This window comes from Micromonospora sp. NPDC004704, from assembly GCF_053601675.1.
On sequence record NZ_JBSGCD010000009.1, the window covers coordinates 70578 to 85672 of the forward strand.

Sequence of the window (15095 nt, forward strand, 5' to 3'; positions counted from 1 at the left end):
AAAACCCGACCTAGACGCCCTCAAACCACCCGCCCTGCCCCGCCCCGCCCCAGACCGGGCCGCGCGACGATCTTGTACTTGTGGTGGGACACAATCCGGGTGAGTGCCCTGATTCCGGGCGCCACAAGTGCAAGATCGTCGAGGTCTGGTGACGGCTACCTGTTGGCGAGCGTGGCAAGGAACGGGATGAGCGCGCCGGCCAGTTCCTCCGGTGCCTCCTCGGCCATGTGGTGACCACTCTCGATCGGCCCGCCGCCCCGCAGGTCGGAGGACCAGTCACGCCAGATCGCGAGGACGTCGCCGTACAGGTACTCCAGGTCGTCGCGGGTGGACCAGAGGACGAGGGTGGGGCAGTCGATCCGACGGCCGTTCGCCCGGTCCGCGTCGTCCGCCGCCCGGTCCACCCCGAGGCCGGCGCGGTAGTCCTCCAGCATGGCCCGGACGGTGGCGGGGTCGTGGATCGCCGCCCGGTAGTCGGCGTGGTTCTCCGTGCCCATCCGGTCCGCGTCGCCGCCGTACCAGGCGTCGGGGTCGGCCAGGATGGCCCGCTCGGGCTTGTCCGGCTGGGCGAAGAAGAACCAGTGCCACCAGGCGGCGGCGAATCTGCTCCCCGCTCGGGCGAGGGCCTCGCCGATCGGCACGCAGTCCAGCACGGCCAGTCCGGTGACCGCGTCGGGCGCGTCGAGGGCCAGCCGGGTGGCCACGTAACTGCCCCGGTCGTGGCCGACCACCGCGAACCGCCGATGTCCGAGGCCGCGCATCAGCGCCAGGACGTCGCCGGCCATCGCCCGTTTCGAGTACGGCGAATGGTCGTCGGTGGTGGCGGGTTTCGAGGAGCGGCCGTACCCGCGCAGGTCGGGGCAGACCACGGTGTGCCCGGCCGCGACCAGCAGCGGCGCCACCCGGTGCCAGGTGGTGTGCGTACGCGGGTGGCCGTGCAGGAGCACGACGGGTGGCCCGGCACCGCCACTGCGTACCCGCAGCTCGGCGGGACCGACGTCGATCATCTGCAGGTCGAAGCCCTCGAACATCCGATCACTGTGCCCAGCCCGGACCGCCGGCAATCATCACCGGTCACCGGGGTGGCAGCGTGTGTCCTACCTGCCGGGCAGCAGTGCGTCGACCAGGGCGCGCAGTGGCTCGACCAGGTCCTGCTCGGTGGCCGACGCCAGCGGTTGCAGCGGGGTCGACGTCGTACGCAGTACCGCGAGCCCGATGGTGGCGGCCAGCACCATCTGGGCCTGGAGGAGCAGCCGGTCGCTGTCCGGCTCGTCGGGTCGCCAACCGGCGGCGGCGGCCAGTCGTTCACCGGACTGGTGCAGTACGCCGAGCCGGATCTCGTCGGCGCGGGTGTCCCCGGAGGAACGCAGGAGCAGTGTCAACTGACTGGGGACTCCCGAAGTCGGGAGGCCGGCGACCTGGTGTGCGATGGCTTCGGCAATCCGCTCGAACGGCACCTCGCCGGTGGTACGCCGCAACTCGTCACCGGCGGCCCCCAGGCAGGCCTCGAACAGTCCCTCCTTCGACGCGAAGTAGCGGCTGATCAGGGCGACGTTGACGCCCGCGTCGTCGGCGATGTCCCGTACGGTCGTCGCCGCGTAGCCGTCGCTGCCGAAGCGACGGCGGGCCGCGTCGAGCAGGAGTTGACGGGTCTCGGTCGCGTCCCTGCGCCGACGCGGGGTCGGGTCGGTGGCGGTCGGAGCCGCCTTCCGGGTCACGCGGCCGGGGGGCTGTGCGGTCACGGCACGTCCTCTCTCGCTCTTGCCGCCAGCGTAACCGCCCCGACACATGATGTAAACGATTGTTGACTTGTGGTCGTGAGCGGACCCGGTCCCCCCGTGCGGCGGGCGGCGCGCCGAGCCGGAGGTGTGACGTAAACGATTGTTGACTTTAGCTCCGAGCTGCGGATACTGGGCTAAATCAGCAAGCGTTTACATCTAGTTTCGGGGATCTCATGACCCAGACCATCGAGGAGCCGCGTAACACCGGCTCCACCGTCGGCGTGGCTCCACGCGCCAACAGCACGCTCCTGGTGGTGTACCTGTCGTTGGGCGGCCTCGCGTTCGCGGTGCTGCAGTCGCTGGTGGCGCCCGCGATGTCGACCATCGCGCGCGACCTGGAGGTCTCCACCGGGGACATCAGCTGGGTCCTCACCGCGTACCTGCTGGCCGCGTCGGTCCTGACGCCCATCCTCGGCCGGCTCGGCGACATGGTCGGCAAGCGTCGGGTCCTCATCGGCATCCTGGCCACCCTCGCCGTGGGCACCCTGCTGGCCGCCCTCGCCCCGAACCTGGCCGTGCTGATCATCGCCAGGGCGCTGCAGGGTGCGGCGGGGGCGATCCTGCCGCTGTCGATCGGCATCGTCCGGGACGAACTGCCCCGGGAACGGGTCGGCGTCACCGTGGGCCTGCTGTCGGCGATCTTCGGTGTCGGTGCCGGTGTCGGCATCGTGGCCGCGGGTCCGATCGTGGAGCACCTGTCGTGGCACTGGCTGTTCTGGCTGCCGCTGGTCCTCGTGGTCATCGCGCTGCTCGGGGCCATCTTCGGGATGCCGGAGTCGCCCGTACGCACACCGGGCCGGCTCGACATGCTCGGCGCGTTCATCCTGTCGGTGTCCCTGGTGTCGCTGCTGCTCGCGGTCAGCAAGGGACAGGGCTGGGGCTGGGGTGAGCCGAAGACCATCGGCCTGCTCCTGCTCGGTGCGGTCGCCCTGGTCGTCTTCGTCCTGGTCGAGTTGCGGGTACGGGAACCACTCATCGACATGAGCCTGATGCGGATCCGTGGGGTGTGGGCCACCGACCTGGTCGCCCTGATCCTCGGCTTCGCGATGTTCGGTACGTTCGTGCTCGTACCGACGCTGCTCCAGCTCCCCGCCGCCACCGGGTACGGGTTCGGCAAGTCGGTGTCCCAGGCGGGACTGTTCCTGCTGCCCACCGTCGTGATGATGGTGGTGTTCGGCCCGTTGGCCGGCCTGCTCGACCGCCGGTTCGGCCCCAAGGTGCCGATGTTCCTCGGCACCGTCTCGGTGGTCGTCGCGTTCGTCCTGCCCGCCCTCGCCCACGGTGCGACCTGGCAGGTGCTGCTCTCCGGGGTGCTCACCGGCGCCGGCATCGGCCTGGCGTTCGCGGCGATGTCCAACGCCATCATCGAGAGCGTCCCGGCCGCGCAGACCGGTGAGGCGAGCGGGGTCAACACCATCGCGCGGACCATCGGCAGCAGCATCGGGGCGGCCGTGGTCGCGGCCGTCATCACGTCCAAGAGCACCCCTGAGGGCCTGCCCATGGACTCGGCGTTCACCACCGGCTTCTGGGTCTGCGCGGGTGTGGCCGTACTGGCCGTGTTCGCCGCGCTCGCCCTGCCGTCGGCGCACCGCCGCCACCAGCAGGCCGTCGCGGCTGGCGTGGACGACCTCCCGCCGGAGCCCGTGGAGCTGCACCTGCCGCACGCGCACCGGTAACACCACTGCCGCACGCGCACCGGTAACACGGGGACGCGGGCCCCGCGACGCCGATCGGCCCGTACCCCGGGATCCCGGGCCCTGGCCACCCACGCCGGTGACACGTCCGGGCGGACGTGTCACCGGCTGGTGTGGACGCCGGTCCTCCGAGACAATGGGCCATGGGGATCATGGGACCCGAGGACGCGGGCTGGGCGGGAACGTTGCGCGAGGTCGCCGAGCGACAGCGGGCCGAGTTGGACCTCCACCTGCCCGGTTGGCCGGTCTACGGGCTGGCCGACTCGGTGGAGTCCGGCTGGTTGGCCGGTTGGTCGCGCCAGGACGGCACGGTCGTGGCTGTGGAGATCGGCTACGGGCTGCGGGTGGACGACACCTGGCTGCTGGTGGAGACCCAGCCCCGCGCCGGCGTGCTGTTCCACTCCCTCGACTGGGTCCTCGCCCTCCGGTTCGCCGCCGACGGACGGGACTACCCGGTGCCGGGGGCGTTGCCGGCGGCGTCGGACCGGGAGCTGCCGGAGGCGCCCCGGTCGCGTCCGGTCGAGCTGACGGTCGACGCGACGCCGACGTCCGCACAGGTCCAGCGGGTGGACGGGTACGTGGTGTGGCGGGTCGTCCTCGACGACGTGGTGGTGACGGTGACCGGGCGGGGGATCTCGACGCTCCCCGCCCTGGTCCGCCTCACCGACCTCGGCTCGTACGCGTCCCGGCGGAACGAGGCCCTGGCGGCGCTCGCCGCCGTTGCCCGACCGGAGGAGAGGACGTTGACCGGCCCGGACTCGACCGAGCCGCTCTGGGCCCACCACGGCCTGCTGTCGATGACGATCGCCGACCAGGCGGAGAGGGCGGCGCGGCTGGTGTTGAACCGTCCCTTCGGTCAGCTACCCGCCGACTGGGGACCGCGCTGGGAGGCGGCGATCCGCCGGCAGCGGCAGCTTCGCGACCAGGGCACCGCCGACGCCCGCGACGCGGTCACCGCGATGGTCGCGCAGATCGGTGACCTCCAGGAACGCGCGCCGTGGTGGCAGCGGGCCGGGTTGCGGCAGCGGGCGGTCAACGAGGTGGTCTGGGTGACCGCGACCGGCGAGCAGAACGTACGCAGTGCCGCCGCGCAGCGGGCCTGGGAGGTCCACCGCGACGGCGGTCTCGACGCCTGGCAGGGCTGGGCCGACACCCTGCCGGATCGGTGACGTCAGTCGTTGAGCACCGAGGCGAGCCGGTCCCGGAAGCGTCGTTCCGCGTCGCTGACGGTGTCGCCGCCGAGGCCGAGGATGCCGCCGCTGGGCGCCGCCGACACCACCTGGTCGGCGATCTCGACGAGCCAGTGCTCGTACGCGCCGACCTCGCCCTCGTGCACCTTGTTCCCGAGCAGGGTCACCGCGCTCTTGGCCCGCAGCAGCACGTCGTCGATCAGCGCCTGCGGATCGTCCGGTTCGATCACCGGTAGTTCCTCGCCGGTCTCGGGGTCACCGGCGCGGGCGATCACCTCGCCGGCCACCGCGGCGACCAGCGGGCTGGCCGACTCCCGTCCGGCGGAGATCGCCTCCAGGCCGGCGGCGTTCTCGTTGCGGGTGCGCCGGGAGCCGTTCGACTCGGCCGCGCTCGCCGCGGTCAGCACCGCCTGCGGCAGGCCGACGAGCAGCCCCCACTCCTCGTCGGAGAAACCGAGCTTGGTGAATACCGGCTGGTCGGTCACGGCATGCCCCTTTCGCGTACGTCGATCAACAAGCGAGGCCCGGCGGTCGGCATCGGTCGCCGCACCGGGCTGAGTCGGATCAGGTGACAGGTTAGATCAGGTTGGTGCTACGCCGTGTTACCCCCACGGGCGTTCGCCCAACCCGGTCTCCTCCTGCAGGTCAGCGACCGCCCTTACCGAACATCGAGCGGATCGCCGCGATCAACAGAAGTGCACCGAGTACGGCACCGAGCAGCCGTACGCCGGGAACGTCGTACCAGCTTGTTTCCTGCGCGGCGAGCGGAATCTGACCCATCCGAGCATTGTCGTACGGCCGCCGGAACGGCGCATCCCGCTAATAGAAAGGTTTATTGACTATTTCTTGGGCCGGTGTGACCATGGCAGCACGCGCCGCGACCGGACCGGCGCGTATTCACTGTGGATAACGGGGGGTACGGAGCCTGATGAGCACACCGACGGGCGGCCTTTCGATTCTGGCCGCGGCGGTCCTGCAACCGGGTTTCGAGGGCAGTGCCGCTCCGCCGGACTGGGTGCGCCGCTGGCTCGGTGAGGGGCTCGGTGGGGTCGCCCTGTTCGCCCGCAACGTACGCGACGCCGAGCAGGTTTCCGCGCTCACCGCCGCCCTGCGGGCCGAGCGGTCGGACGTGCTGGTGGCGATCGACGAGGAGGCCGGTGACGTCACCCGGTTCGAGTCGCGGCTCGGCAGTTCCCGGCCCGGCAACCTCGCCCTCGGCGCGATCGACGACCCGGACCTGACCGAACGGGTGGCCCGTGACCTCGGCGTCGACCTGGCCGCCGCCGGGATCACCCTGAACTACGCACCGGTCGCCGACGTCAACTCCAACCCCGACAATCCGGTCATCGGCGTACGCGCCTTCGGGGCCGACTCGGCCCTGGTGGCCCGCCAGACCGCCGCCTGGGTACGCGGACTCCAGTCCGCCGGGGTCGCCGCCTGCGCCAAGCACTTTCCCGGCCACGGTGACACCAGCGTCGACTCGCACATCGACGTACCCCGGATCGGGGCGACCCGCGACCAGCTCGACGCGGCCGAGCTGCCGCCGTTCCGGGCCGCGATCGACGCCGGGGTGCAGGCCATCATGACCGGGCACCTGCTGGTCCCGGCGATCGACGGGCAGTGGCCGGCGACCCTGAGCCGCCGGGTGCTCAACGGCCTGCTCCGGGAGGAACTCGGCTTCCAGGGCGTGGTCATCACCGACGGGATCGAGATGCGGGCCGTCGCCGACCGCTACGGACTGGAGGCGGTGGCCGTACGTGCCCTGGCCAGCGGGGTCGACGCGATCTGTGTCGGTGGCGACCACGCCGACGAGGAGACCGCCCGCCGGTTGCGGGACGCGATCGTGGCCGCCGTCATCAACGGCGAGCTGCCCGAGGAGCGACTGGTGGAGGCCGCCAAGCGGGTCGGCCAACTCGCCGCCTGGACCACCGCCGCCCGCGCCGACCTGCCGGCAGGTCCTGGCTCGGGGCCGGACGGGTCGGTCATCGGGCTGGCGGCGGCCCGACGTGCGGTACGCCTGACCACGACCGCCGACGCCGTCGCGCTGCCGCTGGCCGGTCCGGTGCACGTGGTGGAGTTCGCGCCGCCGCGCAACATCGCGATCGGCGCGGAGACACCCTGGGGTCTGGCCGAGCCGCTGGCCGCGTTGCTGCCCGGCACCACCTCGGTCCGGCTCACCGCCGAGGACCTGCCCGCCGGTGATCGGCTGCCGTCGTCCCTGCTCGCCCCGGCGGTGGGTCGCCCGCTGGTGCTGGTGGTCCGGGACCTGCACCGGCACGACTGGATGGCGGCGACCGTGGCCCGGGTGTTGGCGGTACGACCCGACACCGTCGTGGTGGAGCTGGGGGTGCCGGAGCTGGTCACCGGCCGGCTCCACCTGTCCACGTACGGCGCCACCCGGGCCGGTGCGCGCGCCGCCGCCGAACTGCTCACCGGTCGCTCCTGAGGGGACGGTCGGCACCTCACCGGGCCGGTCCGGGGTCGGATCTGCGGTTCGGATCCGATCGGCGTCAGTCCATACCGGAATCAATCCAATCTTTACGAAGGGTGCCCCCACCTTCACGTCGAGTCGCGGTATTGTCCGTCCGGTGACCCCTCGCTGGCAGCGGGCCGCGATGATGCCGTCCTGGATTCGCTGGCTCCCGTGCTCCTTCGTCTATCTGACCGTCGTCCCCGGTCCGGTGCCGTTCCGTCGCTCGGCCTGGCACGGTCTCGTGCCCTGGGACGACGCGCTCTGGTGCGATCCCGGTGATGTGGAGGAGTGGGTGACCCGATCGCGGCACCGCCATCCTCGCCGGGAGGCGGCCCACGCGGAGTTGCACGCGCGCCAGCACTACGACTGGCTGATCGAGGTACGCGGCGCGCGGATCGAGCTGTTCGGCGAGATGTGCCGGCGCCGGGACCTGCCGATCCCGCACACCGTCGGTGAGCTGTTGCCCTGCCTGGCCGGGTTCGGCCTGTTCGAGATCGTGCACGACGGCGCCACGGACGACCCGTGGGTACGACCCCGCCTCGACCAGGATCCGCTCGACGTCCTGCCGCTCTCGGTCGAGGAGCGGGAGCTCGAGCTCCGCGCCCAGCGCGACGACCGGGCGGTGCTGGTCGCCATCGCGGTCCGCCGGCTGGCCCAGCGCACCCGGCGGCGGTGGCGGCGGCGGACGATCAGCACCAACCTCGCCGGTCTGGCCGAGGTCGCCGGTCTGCCGGTGGAGCAGACCCGGCAGGGCCTGACCGACCTCGGTGGCATCGCCGATGTGGAGGTGGACTGGCGCGGCGGCGACGGCCGGGTACGCCTGACCGTGCCCTGGCCCGACTTCCGGTCGCGGTTCCCGTTCAACGCGCTGCCCGCACCGGAGCACGCGGTCTAGCGGGGCCGGCGCACACCCGTCAGCCGCGCGGGCTCAACCGGTCCAGCTCGGTGAGCAGCCGGTCCACCTCGTCGGCGGTGTTGTAGTGGTAGACGCTGGCCCGTACCGCACCGCCGGTGTCGCGCAACCCCATGGTCTGGAAGTACTCGTAGGCGTAGTAGTCACCGGCGGAGACGCAGATTCCGAGCGCACCGAGGGCCGCCGCGGTATCGGCCGGTGCCTGCCCGGCGACCCGGAACGAGACCGTGGGCCAGCGGTGCCGGGCCGAGCCGTAGACGGTCACCGCCGGCAGCCCGGCCAGCCCGGTCAGCAGCCGTTCGAAGATCGACTCCTCGTACGCCCGTACCGCGGTCAGGCTGGCCCGCAGCCGCGCCGGACGGTCGGCGGGCGTGGCCGGGTCGGCGACGCCGGCCAGTTCGGCCAGCCCGGCGAGGTGGTCGACGGCCGCCCGTACCCCGGCGAGCAGGGGGAAGCTCGGGGTGCCGAACTCGAACCGGTCCGGTGCCGCGTCCGGCGACGGGATCAGCTTCGCCGGCCGCAGCGGCTCCCACACCCCGGGCGCGGCGACAACGGCGGCGAGGTGCGGGCCGGACCACTTGTAGGCGCTGGTGACGAAGAAGTCCGCCCCCAGATCGGCCAGGTCCGTCGGGGCGTGCGGGGCGGCGTGTACGCCGTCGACGTAGACCAGGGCGCCGGCCGCGTGCGCGAGCTTGGCGATCGCCGGTACGTCCGGCACGGTGCCGATCGCGTTGCTGCCCCCGGTGACCGCGACCAGGCGGGTCCGTTCGGTGATCAGATCGGCGTACTGGTCGACCGGCAGCTCGCCGCTGTCCCGGTCGAACTCCGCCCAGCGTACGGTCGCACCGGCGGCCTCGGCGGCCTGTGCCCAGGGACGGACGTTGGAGTCGTGGTCGAGCCGGGAGAGCACCACCTCGTCGCCCGGCCGCCAGTTGCGCCCCACCGTCCGGGCCACGGTGTACGTCAGCGCGGTCGCGCTCGGCCCGAACACCACCCCTTCGGGCACCCCGCCGACCAGGTCGGCGATCGCCGCTCGGGCCTGCGTGACGTACCCGTACGCCCGCTGTCCGGGTACGAACGCGGTGCTCCGGTTCGCCACCGCCGTACGCATCGTCTCCGCCACCACGTCGGCGACCCCAGCGGCCACCTGGCTGCCCCCGGCCCCGTCGAAGTGCAGGTAGCCCTCGGCGAGAGCGGGGTAGGCGGCCCGTACCCGGGCGATGTCGTACGGCATGTCAGGCACGATATCCGGTCGAAGATCGTCGCGGCGAACGCGCTCGGTCGCATCACTCTCGTACCCTTGTGAGGGTGAATAGCCCCCGCAGGTATCCCAGAATGACGTATGTCCGTCGAATCACCGGTCTTGCCGCTGGTCTCGCTCTCGGTGCCGCCCTGCTCGCCGGCTGTAGCTCCGAGGGTGCCTCCACCGACTGTGGCATCGACCAGTGCACGGTCACCTTCGAGCGCGGCGTCGAGGCGAACGCCTCGATCCTCGGAGTCAACGCCAAGCTGGTCAAGGCCGAGGGCGACCAGGTCACCCTCGAGGTCGCCGGCGAGCAGCTCACCCTGACCACGGGCCAGCAGGCCACCGAGATCGGCGGCATGGCGGTGACCCTGGAGAGCGTCACCGACCAGCAGGTCCAGGTACGGATCGGCAAGCTCTGATCTCGTAGCGTCCGCTGCGGTGACGTGCGGTGGCGGTTGGGGTGACCCCGGCCGCCACCCGGCGCCTTCGGCGGGGTGCGGTGGGCGACGTTTGGAAATCGCGCCTTCCGGTCAATGACAGGTCCATGTCGATGACCCGTGGCGCCGAAGCCACCGCCTCCCGTGCCGCCTCCCGCGCCGCGAACAGCCCCGCCCTGGCCGCACTGGCTCGGGCCGGGTTCGTCGGCTACGGGATCGTCCACCTCCTCTTCGCCTGGCTGGCCCTGCAGATCGCCTTCGGCAAGGCGGCCGACGACGGGGACCAGTCGGGCGCCCTGCGTACCCTGGCCGAACAGCCGCTGGGCCGGTTCCTGGTGATCGCGATCGCCGTCGGCCTGCTGGCCATGGCGATCTGGCAGGCCTTCGAGGCCGCCATCGGACACACCGAGGACCGGGGCCGTGAGCGGGTGCTGGAGCGGGTCGCCTCCGCCGGCCGTACTCTCGTCTACCTCTACTTCGCCTGGACCGCGTACCAGGTGTTCAACCACGCGAACTCGTCCAGCGCGGACAAGCAGCAGGCGCTGACCGAGGAACTGATGGCCTCCTCCGGCGGTCGCTGGCTGGTCGGCGTGGCCGGGCTCGCCCTCGCCGCGCTCGGCATCGGGCTGGTGATCTACGGCGTGAAGAAGCGGTTCGAGAAGCACCTGAACACCGGCCAGATGAGCCCGCAGACCCGGACGCTGAGCCGCCGGCTGGGCGTCGCCGGTTACAGCGCCAAGGGCATCGCGTACGGCATCGCCGGGATCCTGTTGGTGACCGCCGCCGTCAAGTACGACCCGGACCAGGCCCGTGGTCTGGACGCCGCGCTGCACACCCTGCGGGAGCAGTCGTACGGCACGCTCCTCCTGTCGCTGGTCGCGCTCGGCATCGCGGCGTTCGGGGCGTTCTGCTTCGTGCAGGCGCGGTATCGCAAGGTTTAGCCCGAATAGAACTGGTTAATTTGGGCAAACTGTTGCAATTGCTCAGAGGTCGAGCCACCCGTACCGCCTGACCGGTGTTCCCCCGCAGGCCGGCGCCAGCCGCCAGCCCCGCGCGGGACACCGGTCAGCTCTGCGTGTTGCCGGCCGGGTCCCAGGGGAGAAGAAGTCGTGCCGGACGTGCCCGAATACGCCGAAACCCTCGCCGCCGCGCTGGGTGCCGCGGCGATCGCCCTGCTGGTGGCCGAGGTGCTCTACCGCCTGCTGCACTGGCTCGGCCGACGCTCGCTGTTACTGGTCGAGCTCTCCGAACACGGGCACCGGCCGTTCCAACTCGCCGGCACGGTCTTCGCCGTACAGGTCGCGATCCGGGGCAACACCGACTACGCGGTGGGCGACACCTGGCGCGAGGTCCTGCTGCACCTGCTGGTCCTGGGCATCATCGCCGGCGCCGCCTGGCTGGTGGGTGCCGTACTGCTGGCCGCCGAGGACACCGCCCTGGCCCGGTTCCGCGTCGACGTACCGGACAACCGGCAGGCCCGCCGGATCAAGACCCAGGTGGTGATGCTGCGCCGGGTCACCATCGCGGTGATCGTCGTGCTCTCCGTGGGCGCCGCCATGATGACCTTCCCCAGCGTCCGGGGTGTCGGCGCCAGCGTGCTCGCCTCCGCGGGTGTGATCGGCGTGGTCGCCGCGCTGGCCGCGCAGACCGTGCTCGGCAACGTCTTCGCCGGTATCCAGCTCGCCTTCAGCGACGCGGTACGCCTCGACGATGTGGTGGTGGTCGAGGGGGAGTGGGGACGGGTGGAGGAGCTGACCCTCAGCTACGTGGTGGTCCAGATCTGGGACGACCGGCGACTGATCCTGCCCACCTCCTACTTCACCAGCAAGCCGTTCCAGAACTGGACCCGTACCCGGGCCGCGGTCCTCGGTACCGCCGAGTTCGATGTGGACTGGTCGGTCCCGGTCCAGCAGATGCGGGAGGAGCTGCGCCGGCTGGTCGAGGGCACCGAGCTGTGGGACGGGCGGGTCTGCGTCCTCCAGGTCACCGAGGCCACCGGTGGCCTGGTCCGGGTACGGGCCCTGGTCAGCGCCGCGGACGCGCCGAGCCTGTGGGACCTGCGCTGCCTGGTCCGGGAACACCTGGTTGGCTGGATCCGGGACCAGCGCCCGATCGCCCTGCCCCGTACCCGGGCCGAGGTCGGCGACGCCAACGGTGGTTTCGACTGGCAGGGTGTCCAGCCCCCGGTCCGGGTCGGCCCGACACCGGCCGCCGAGGCTCCCGACGACGCCCGGGTCTTCGGCGGCAGCGACGACGGCGACGCGCGCAGCAGCACCTTTGTCGGACCGGACGAACCGGTCGACGCCAACGCACCGAGGAGCTAGGCGGACATCCCCGGAGGTACGGGAGGCACCCTTCCTGTGCCGAATCGGCAACGAGGGACCCTTCCTTCCTTCAGGGTGGGAGGGGACGAACTTTCGCCGAACAGGATTGCCCGGGTGGGATTCGGGGCATTCAGGTCGGCAAGCGGATAGGGGGACACCATGGCCGACCTGCGTGACGGCAAGGTCACCCGGCCGGTGGCCGAACAGTCGGTCGCCGAGCTGGTGCAGCACGGTACCGAGCAGGTGTCGAAGCTGGTCCGCGACGAGCTGGCCCTGGCCCGTGCCGAACTCGCCCAGAAGGGCAAACACGCCGGGATCGGCGTCGGGCTCTTCGGCGGCGGTGGCGCGCTCGCCCTCTACGGACTCGGCGCGCTGGTCGCCACGGCCATCCTGGCGCTGGATCTGGTGCTGCCGGCCTGGGCCGCGGCTCTGATCATCGCCGGGGTGCTGTTCATCGGCGCAGGCCTGCTCGCGCTGATCGGCAAGAGTCAGGTGACCCGGGCCGTGCCGCCGGTGCCGAGCGCCGCGGTGAAAAGCGTGCGCGCCGACGTCGACACGGTCACCGCTGCGGTCAAGGACAGGGGACAGCCATGACATTGAGTAATGGCCACGGCGACCACGAAGCGTTGCGGGACGAAATCCGGCAGACGCGTGCAGAACTGGCGGAAACGGTCCAGGCGTTGGCCAACAAGGCGGATGTCAAGGCACGGATCAAGGGCTCCGCCGCTCAGGTCACCGGCCGCCTGCGCGGGCAGGCCGGGCAGGTTCGGGCGCAGGCCGGGGAGCGGGCCGACGAAGTTCGCTCGTCGGTGTCCGAGGCGAACCGGGCGATTCGTCGCCGGCCGGTGCCGTGGGGTGCCGGCGTACTGGCCGCCGCGACCCTGGCGGCGGCGATCGCGTACCTCGTGGTGCGGCGGTCGCGGCGATGAGCGGGGGCATCGGACGGGCCGCGTACAAGCCGGTCGGGCTGCTGCTCGGGATGGGTGCCGGTGTGTTGGCCGGTGCCCTGTTCCGGCAGGTCTGGAAGGTGACCGCGGGCGACGGCGAGGCACCCGACGCGATCGACGAGGACCGGGGCTGGGTCGAGATCCTGGCCGCCGCGGCGTTGCAGGGGGCGATCTTCGCGGTGGTCCGGGCCGCGGTCGACCGGGGCGGTGCGATCGGCGTACGACGGTTGACCGGTAGCTGGCCGCAGTAAGCCCCCGATCGGTGCCGTCCTTTGGTACGGCTTGCCCCACTCGCGACGCTATGCGAACCGTTGTCAATGGTGCCGAAGTAGTCCTATGCCCCGCCACCGGATCGCTCTCGGTATCCGGCAGGTGCTCCTATCGCCACCGCCGGTAACGACAAGCGGGTACGACGATGCGTGAAGGGATCCGGTCGGCTCGTTCGGCCGAGCATCATCGACTCCCGGTGTGTACGCAGCGTGTTGCCGTACAACGCTCTGACCGGGCGATCGTCGCTCCGACAACGCGCTCGCGATCGATCGCCGGACGAAGAAGTCACGGGCGTTCAGGTCACATGTCGGAGAATATCGTCGGGTAGGCTGTGCGAAGTTTTTGCGTACGTGGTTTGCTGTTCCCCGCTGTTAGAGACAGCGGGGTTGAGAAGTCTCCCTCTGTGGGGGCCGCTCAGGCGCCGCTGCTCGAAAACGGCCAACCGGCCGCACGGCGTGCTCGGCCGCCAGTTTAGAAGGAGATACACATGGCGCAGGGAACCGTGAAGTGGTTCAACGCAGACAAGGGCTTCGGCTTCATCACCGTCGACGGCGGGGGTGCTGACGTGTTCGTCCACTTCTCGGCGATCCAGTCCAGCGGCTACCGCACGCTGGAGGAGAACCAGCGGGTGGAGTTCGAGATCGCTCAGGGCCAGAAGGGCCCGCAGGCTGAGCAGGTCCGCCCCATCTGATTCATGACGGCCGGCCGCCGCCGGCCCTGTATTTGATCCCTCACCGGATCGACGTCGAGCCCCGTGACCAGCAGTGGTCACGGGGCTCGACGCATTCCACGGGCTACCAGCGGTTGTGCACCTGGGGGCGGATCAGCTCGTCGTAGACGGTGTTGACGCCGGCCAGCGTCTCCGCCGGCAGGGGTGCCAGGTCGGCCGCGGCGACGTTGCCCCGGGCCTGTCCGGGGTTGCGGGCGCCCGGGATGACCACGGTGACACCCGGCTGGTCGATGACCCACCGGAGCGCGAACTGGGCCATCGTCGCCCCGGAGGGGACCAGTGGCCGCAGGCGCGCAACGGCCTCCAGGCCGACGTTGAAGTCGACTCCGGAGAAGGTCTCGCCGACGTCGAACGCCTGGCCCTGCCGGTTGTAGTTGCGGTGGTCGTCGGCGCCGAAGCTGGTGTGCTCGTCGTACCGGCCCGAGAGCAGGCCGCTGGCCAGCGGTACCCGGGCGATGATGCCGACCCCGGCCTGCGCCGCGGCGGGCAGGACCCGCTCCAGGGGCTTGAGCCGGAACGCGTTGAGGATGATCTGAACGCTGGCGGTTCCGGGCCGGGAGATCGCCGCCAGGGCCTCTTCGACGGTCTCCACGCTCACCCCGTACGCGGCGATGCGCTTCTCCTCGACCAGGGTGTCGAGGGCGTCGTAGACCCGGTCGTCGCTGAAGACCGGCGTCGGGGGGCAGTGCAACTGCACCAGGTCGAGCCGGTCGACGCCGAGGTTGGTCCGGGACCGGTCGGTCCAGGCCCGGAAGTTGTCCAGGGTGTATGCCTCGGGGACCTGCGGCACCCGCCGGCCCATCTTGGTCGCCACGGTCAGCCCGGAGTTCGGACGCTCCCGCAGGAACCGGCCGATGAGCTGCTCGCTGCGACCGTCGCCGTACACGTCTGCGGTGTCCAGGAAGGTCACCCCGGCCTCGACGGCCGTGGCAAGGATCTCGAGGGCCTCGTCCTCGCCGACCGTGCCCCAGTCCGCGCCGAGTTGCCAGGCGCCGAGCCCGACCACACCGACCTCACGCCCCAATCGGGGGAAGCTGCGCTTTTCCACGAACGGGAGCCTAGACCCCCGGGGCTGACGGGACGCCGTCCT

The 15095-nt window shown here is 71.3% G+C and carries 17 protein-coding genes; 11 read left to right on the top strand and 6 right to left on the bottom strand.

Going from position 1 to position 15095, the window contains the following annotated elements:
- Positions 1 to 155: 155 nt before the first annotated feature.
- Together ACWEFB_RS15085 and ACWEFB_RS15090 are read right to left on the bottom strand one after the other, a co-directional pair.
- Positions 156 to 1031 carry an alpha/beta fold hydrolase gene (locus ACWEFB_RS15085; RefSeq protein WP_452285770.1) on the bottom strand — a complete coding sequence of 292 codons (876 nt, stop codon included), beginning with the start codon at positions 1029 to 1031 and terminating at the stop codon, positions 156 to 158.
- Positions 1032 to 1097: 66 nt separating this feature from the next.
- Positions 1098 to 1742, bottom strand: coding sequence for a TetR family transcriptional regulator (locus ACWEFB_RS15090; RefSeq protein ID WP_452285772.1), 645 nt, complete (start codon positions 1740 to 1742; stop codon positions 1098 to 1100).
- A 212-nt stretch (positions 1743 to 1954) separates the two neighbouring features.
- Between ACWEFB_RS15090 and ACWEFB_RS15095 the strand changes: the two genes are divergently transcribed.
- Together ACWEFB_RS15095 and ACWEFB_RS15100 are read left to right on the top strand one after the other, a co-directional pair.
- On the top strand, positions 1955 to 3457 hold the full coding sequence (locus ACWEFB_RS15095; protein WP_452285774.1) for an MFS transporter: 1503 nt from the start codon (positions 1955 to 1957) through the stop codon (positions 3455 to 3457).
- A 161-nt stretch (positions 3458 to 3618) separates the two neighbouring features.
- Positions 3619 to 4644, top strand: a complete 1026-nt coding sequence (locus ACWEFB_RS15100) for a hypothetical protein (RefSeq protein ID WP_452285776.1) — start codon at positions 3619 to 3621, stop codon at positions 4642 to 4644.
- 2 nt (positions 4645 to 4646) lie between these two features.
- Here the strand turns inward: ACWEFB_RS15100 and ACWEFB_RS15105 are convergent, their stop codons facing one another.
- Together ACWEFB_RS15105 and ACWEFB_RS15110 are read right to left on the bottom strand one after the other, a co-directional pair.
- Positions 4647 to 5150 carry a hypothetical protein gene (locus ACWEFB_RS15105; RefSeq protein ID WP_452285778.1) on the bottom strand — a complete coding sequence of 168 codons (504 nt, stop codon included), beginning with the start codon at positions 5148 to 5150 and terminating at the stop codon, positions 4647 to 4649.
- Positions 5151 to 5310: 160 nt separating this feature from the next.
- Positions 5311 to 5445: a hypothetical protein gene (locus ACWEFB_RS15110; RefSeq protein ID WP_326559564.1), complete on the bottom strand. Its 135-nt coding sequence runs from the start codon at positions 5443 to 5445 to the stop codon at positions 5311 to 5313.
- 148 nt (positions 5446 to 5593) lie between these two features.
- On the opposite strand from ACWEFB_RS15110, the gene ACWEFB_RS15115 reads away from it, so the two are divergent.
- Together ACWEFB_RS15115 and ACWEFB_RS15120 are read left to right on the top strand one after the other, a co-directional pair.
- Positions 5594 to 7111 carry a glycoside hydrolase family 3 protein gene (locus tag ACWEFB_RS15115; protein ID WP_452285780.1) on the top strand — a complete coding sequence of 506 codons (1518 nt, stop codon included), beginning with the start codon at positions 5594 to 5596 and terminating at the stop codon, positions 7109 to 7111.
- 142 nt (positions 7112 to 7253) lie between these two features.
- Positions 7254 to 8033 carry a hypothetical protein gene (locus ACWEFB_RS15120; RefSeq protein ID WP_452285782.1) on the top strand — a complete coding sequence of 260 codons (780 nt, stop codon included), beginning with the start codon at positions 7254 to 7256 and terminating at the stop codon, positions 8031 to 8033.
- Positions 8034 to 8052: 19 nt separating this feature from the next.
- On the opposite strand, the gene ACWEFB_RS15125 is transcribed toward ACWEFB_RS15120, so the two are convergent.
- A complete protein-coding gene (locus ACWEFB_RS15125) occupies positions 8053 to 9285 on the bottom strand; it encodes a cysteine desulfurase-like protein (RefSeq protein ID WP_452285784.1) in 1233 nt (410 codons plus the stop codon).
- A 101-nt stretch (positions 9286 to 9386) separates the two neighbouring features.
- Between ACWEFB_RS15125 and ACWEFB_RS15130 the strand changes: the two genes are divergently transcribed.
- The 7 genes from ACWEFB_RS15130 (at position 9387) to ACWEFB_RS15160 (ending at position 13966) form a co-directional block, all read left to right on the top strand.
- On the top strand, positions 9387 to 9716 hold the full coding sequence (locus tag ACWEFB_RS15130; RefSeq protein ID WP_363597934.1) for a hypothetical protein: 330 nt from the start codon (positions 9387 to 9389) through the stop codon (positions 9714 to 9716).
- A gap of 125 nt (positions 9717 to 9841) precedes the next feature.
- Entirely contained in the window at positions 9842 to 10675 is an 834-nt protein-coding gene (locus ACWEFB_RS15135; RefSeq protein ID WP_452285786.1) for a DUF1206 domain-containing protein, read from the top strand.
- Between the two features lie 177 nt (positions 10676 to 10852).
- Positions 10853 to 12058: a mechanosensitive ion channel family protein gene (locus tag ACWEFB_RS15140; RefSeq protein ID WP_452286045.1), complete on the top strand. Its 1206-nt coding sequence runs from the start codon at positions 10853 to 10855 to the stop codon at positions 12056 to 12058.
- Between the two features lie 159 nt (positions 12059 to 12217).
- The gene (locus tag ACWEFB_RS15145; RefSeq protein ID WP_326559558.1) at positions 12218 to 12652 is read left to right on the top strand and encodes a phage holin family protein; all 435 of its coding nucleotides are present in this window, start codon (positions 12218 to 12220) and stop codon (positions 12650 to 12652) included.
- Positions 12649 to 12987 carry a DUF3618 domain-containing protein gene (locus ACWEFB_RS15150; RefSeq protein WP_326559557.1) on the top strand — a complete coding sequence of 113 codons (339 nt, stop codon included), beginning with the start codon at positions 12649 to 12651 and terminating at the stop codon, positions 12985 to 12987. Before ACWEFB_RS15145 ends, ACWEFB_RS15150 begins: the two co-directional genes overlap by 4 nt.
- Positions 12984 to 13256: a DUF4235 domain-containing protein gene (locus ACWEFB_RS15155; RefSeq protein WP_326559556.1), complete on the top strand. Its 273-nt coding sequence runs from the start codon at positions 12984 to 12986 to the stop codon at positions 13254 to 13256. The genes ACWEFB_RS15150 and ACWEFB_RS15155 overlap by 4 nt, the downstream gene beginning before the upstream one ends.
- A gap of 506 nt (positions 13257 to 13762) precedes the next feature.
- Positions 13763 to 13966: a cold-shock protein gene (locus tag ACWEFB_RS15160; RefSeq protein WP_091424054.1), complete on the top strand. Its 204-nt coding sequence runs from the start codon at positions 13763 to 13765 to the stop codon at positions 13964 to 13966.
- A gap of 103 nt (positions 13967 to 14069) precedes the next feature.
- Here ACWEFB_RS15160 and ACWEFB_RS15165 read toward each other — a convergent pair whose 3' ends face one another.
- Positions 14070 to 15053: an aldo/keto reductase gene (locus ACWEFB_RS15165; protein ID WP_452285789.1), complete on the bottom strand. Its 984-nt coding sequence runs from the start codon at positions 15051 to 15053 to the stop codon at positions 14070 to 14072.
- Positions 15054 to 15095: the final 42 nt, after the last annotated feature.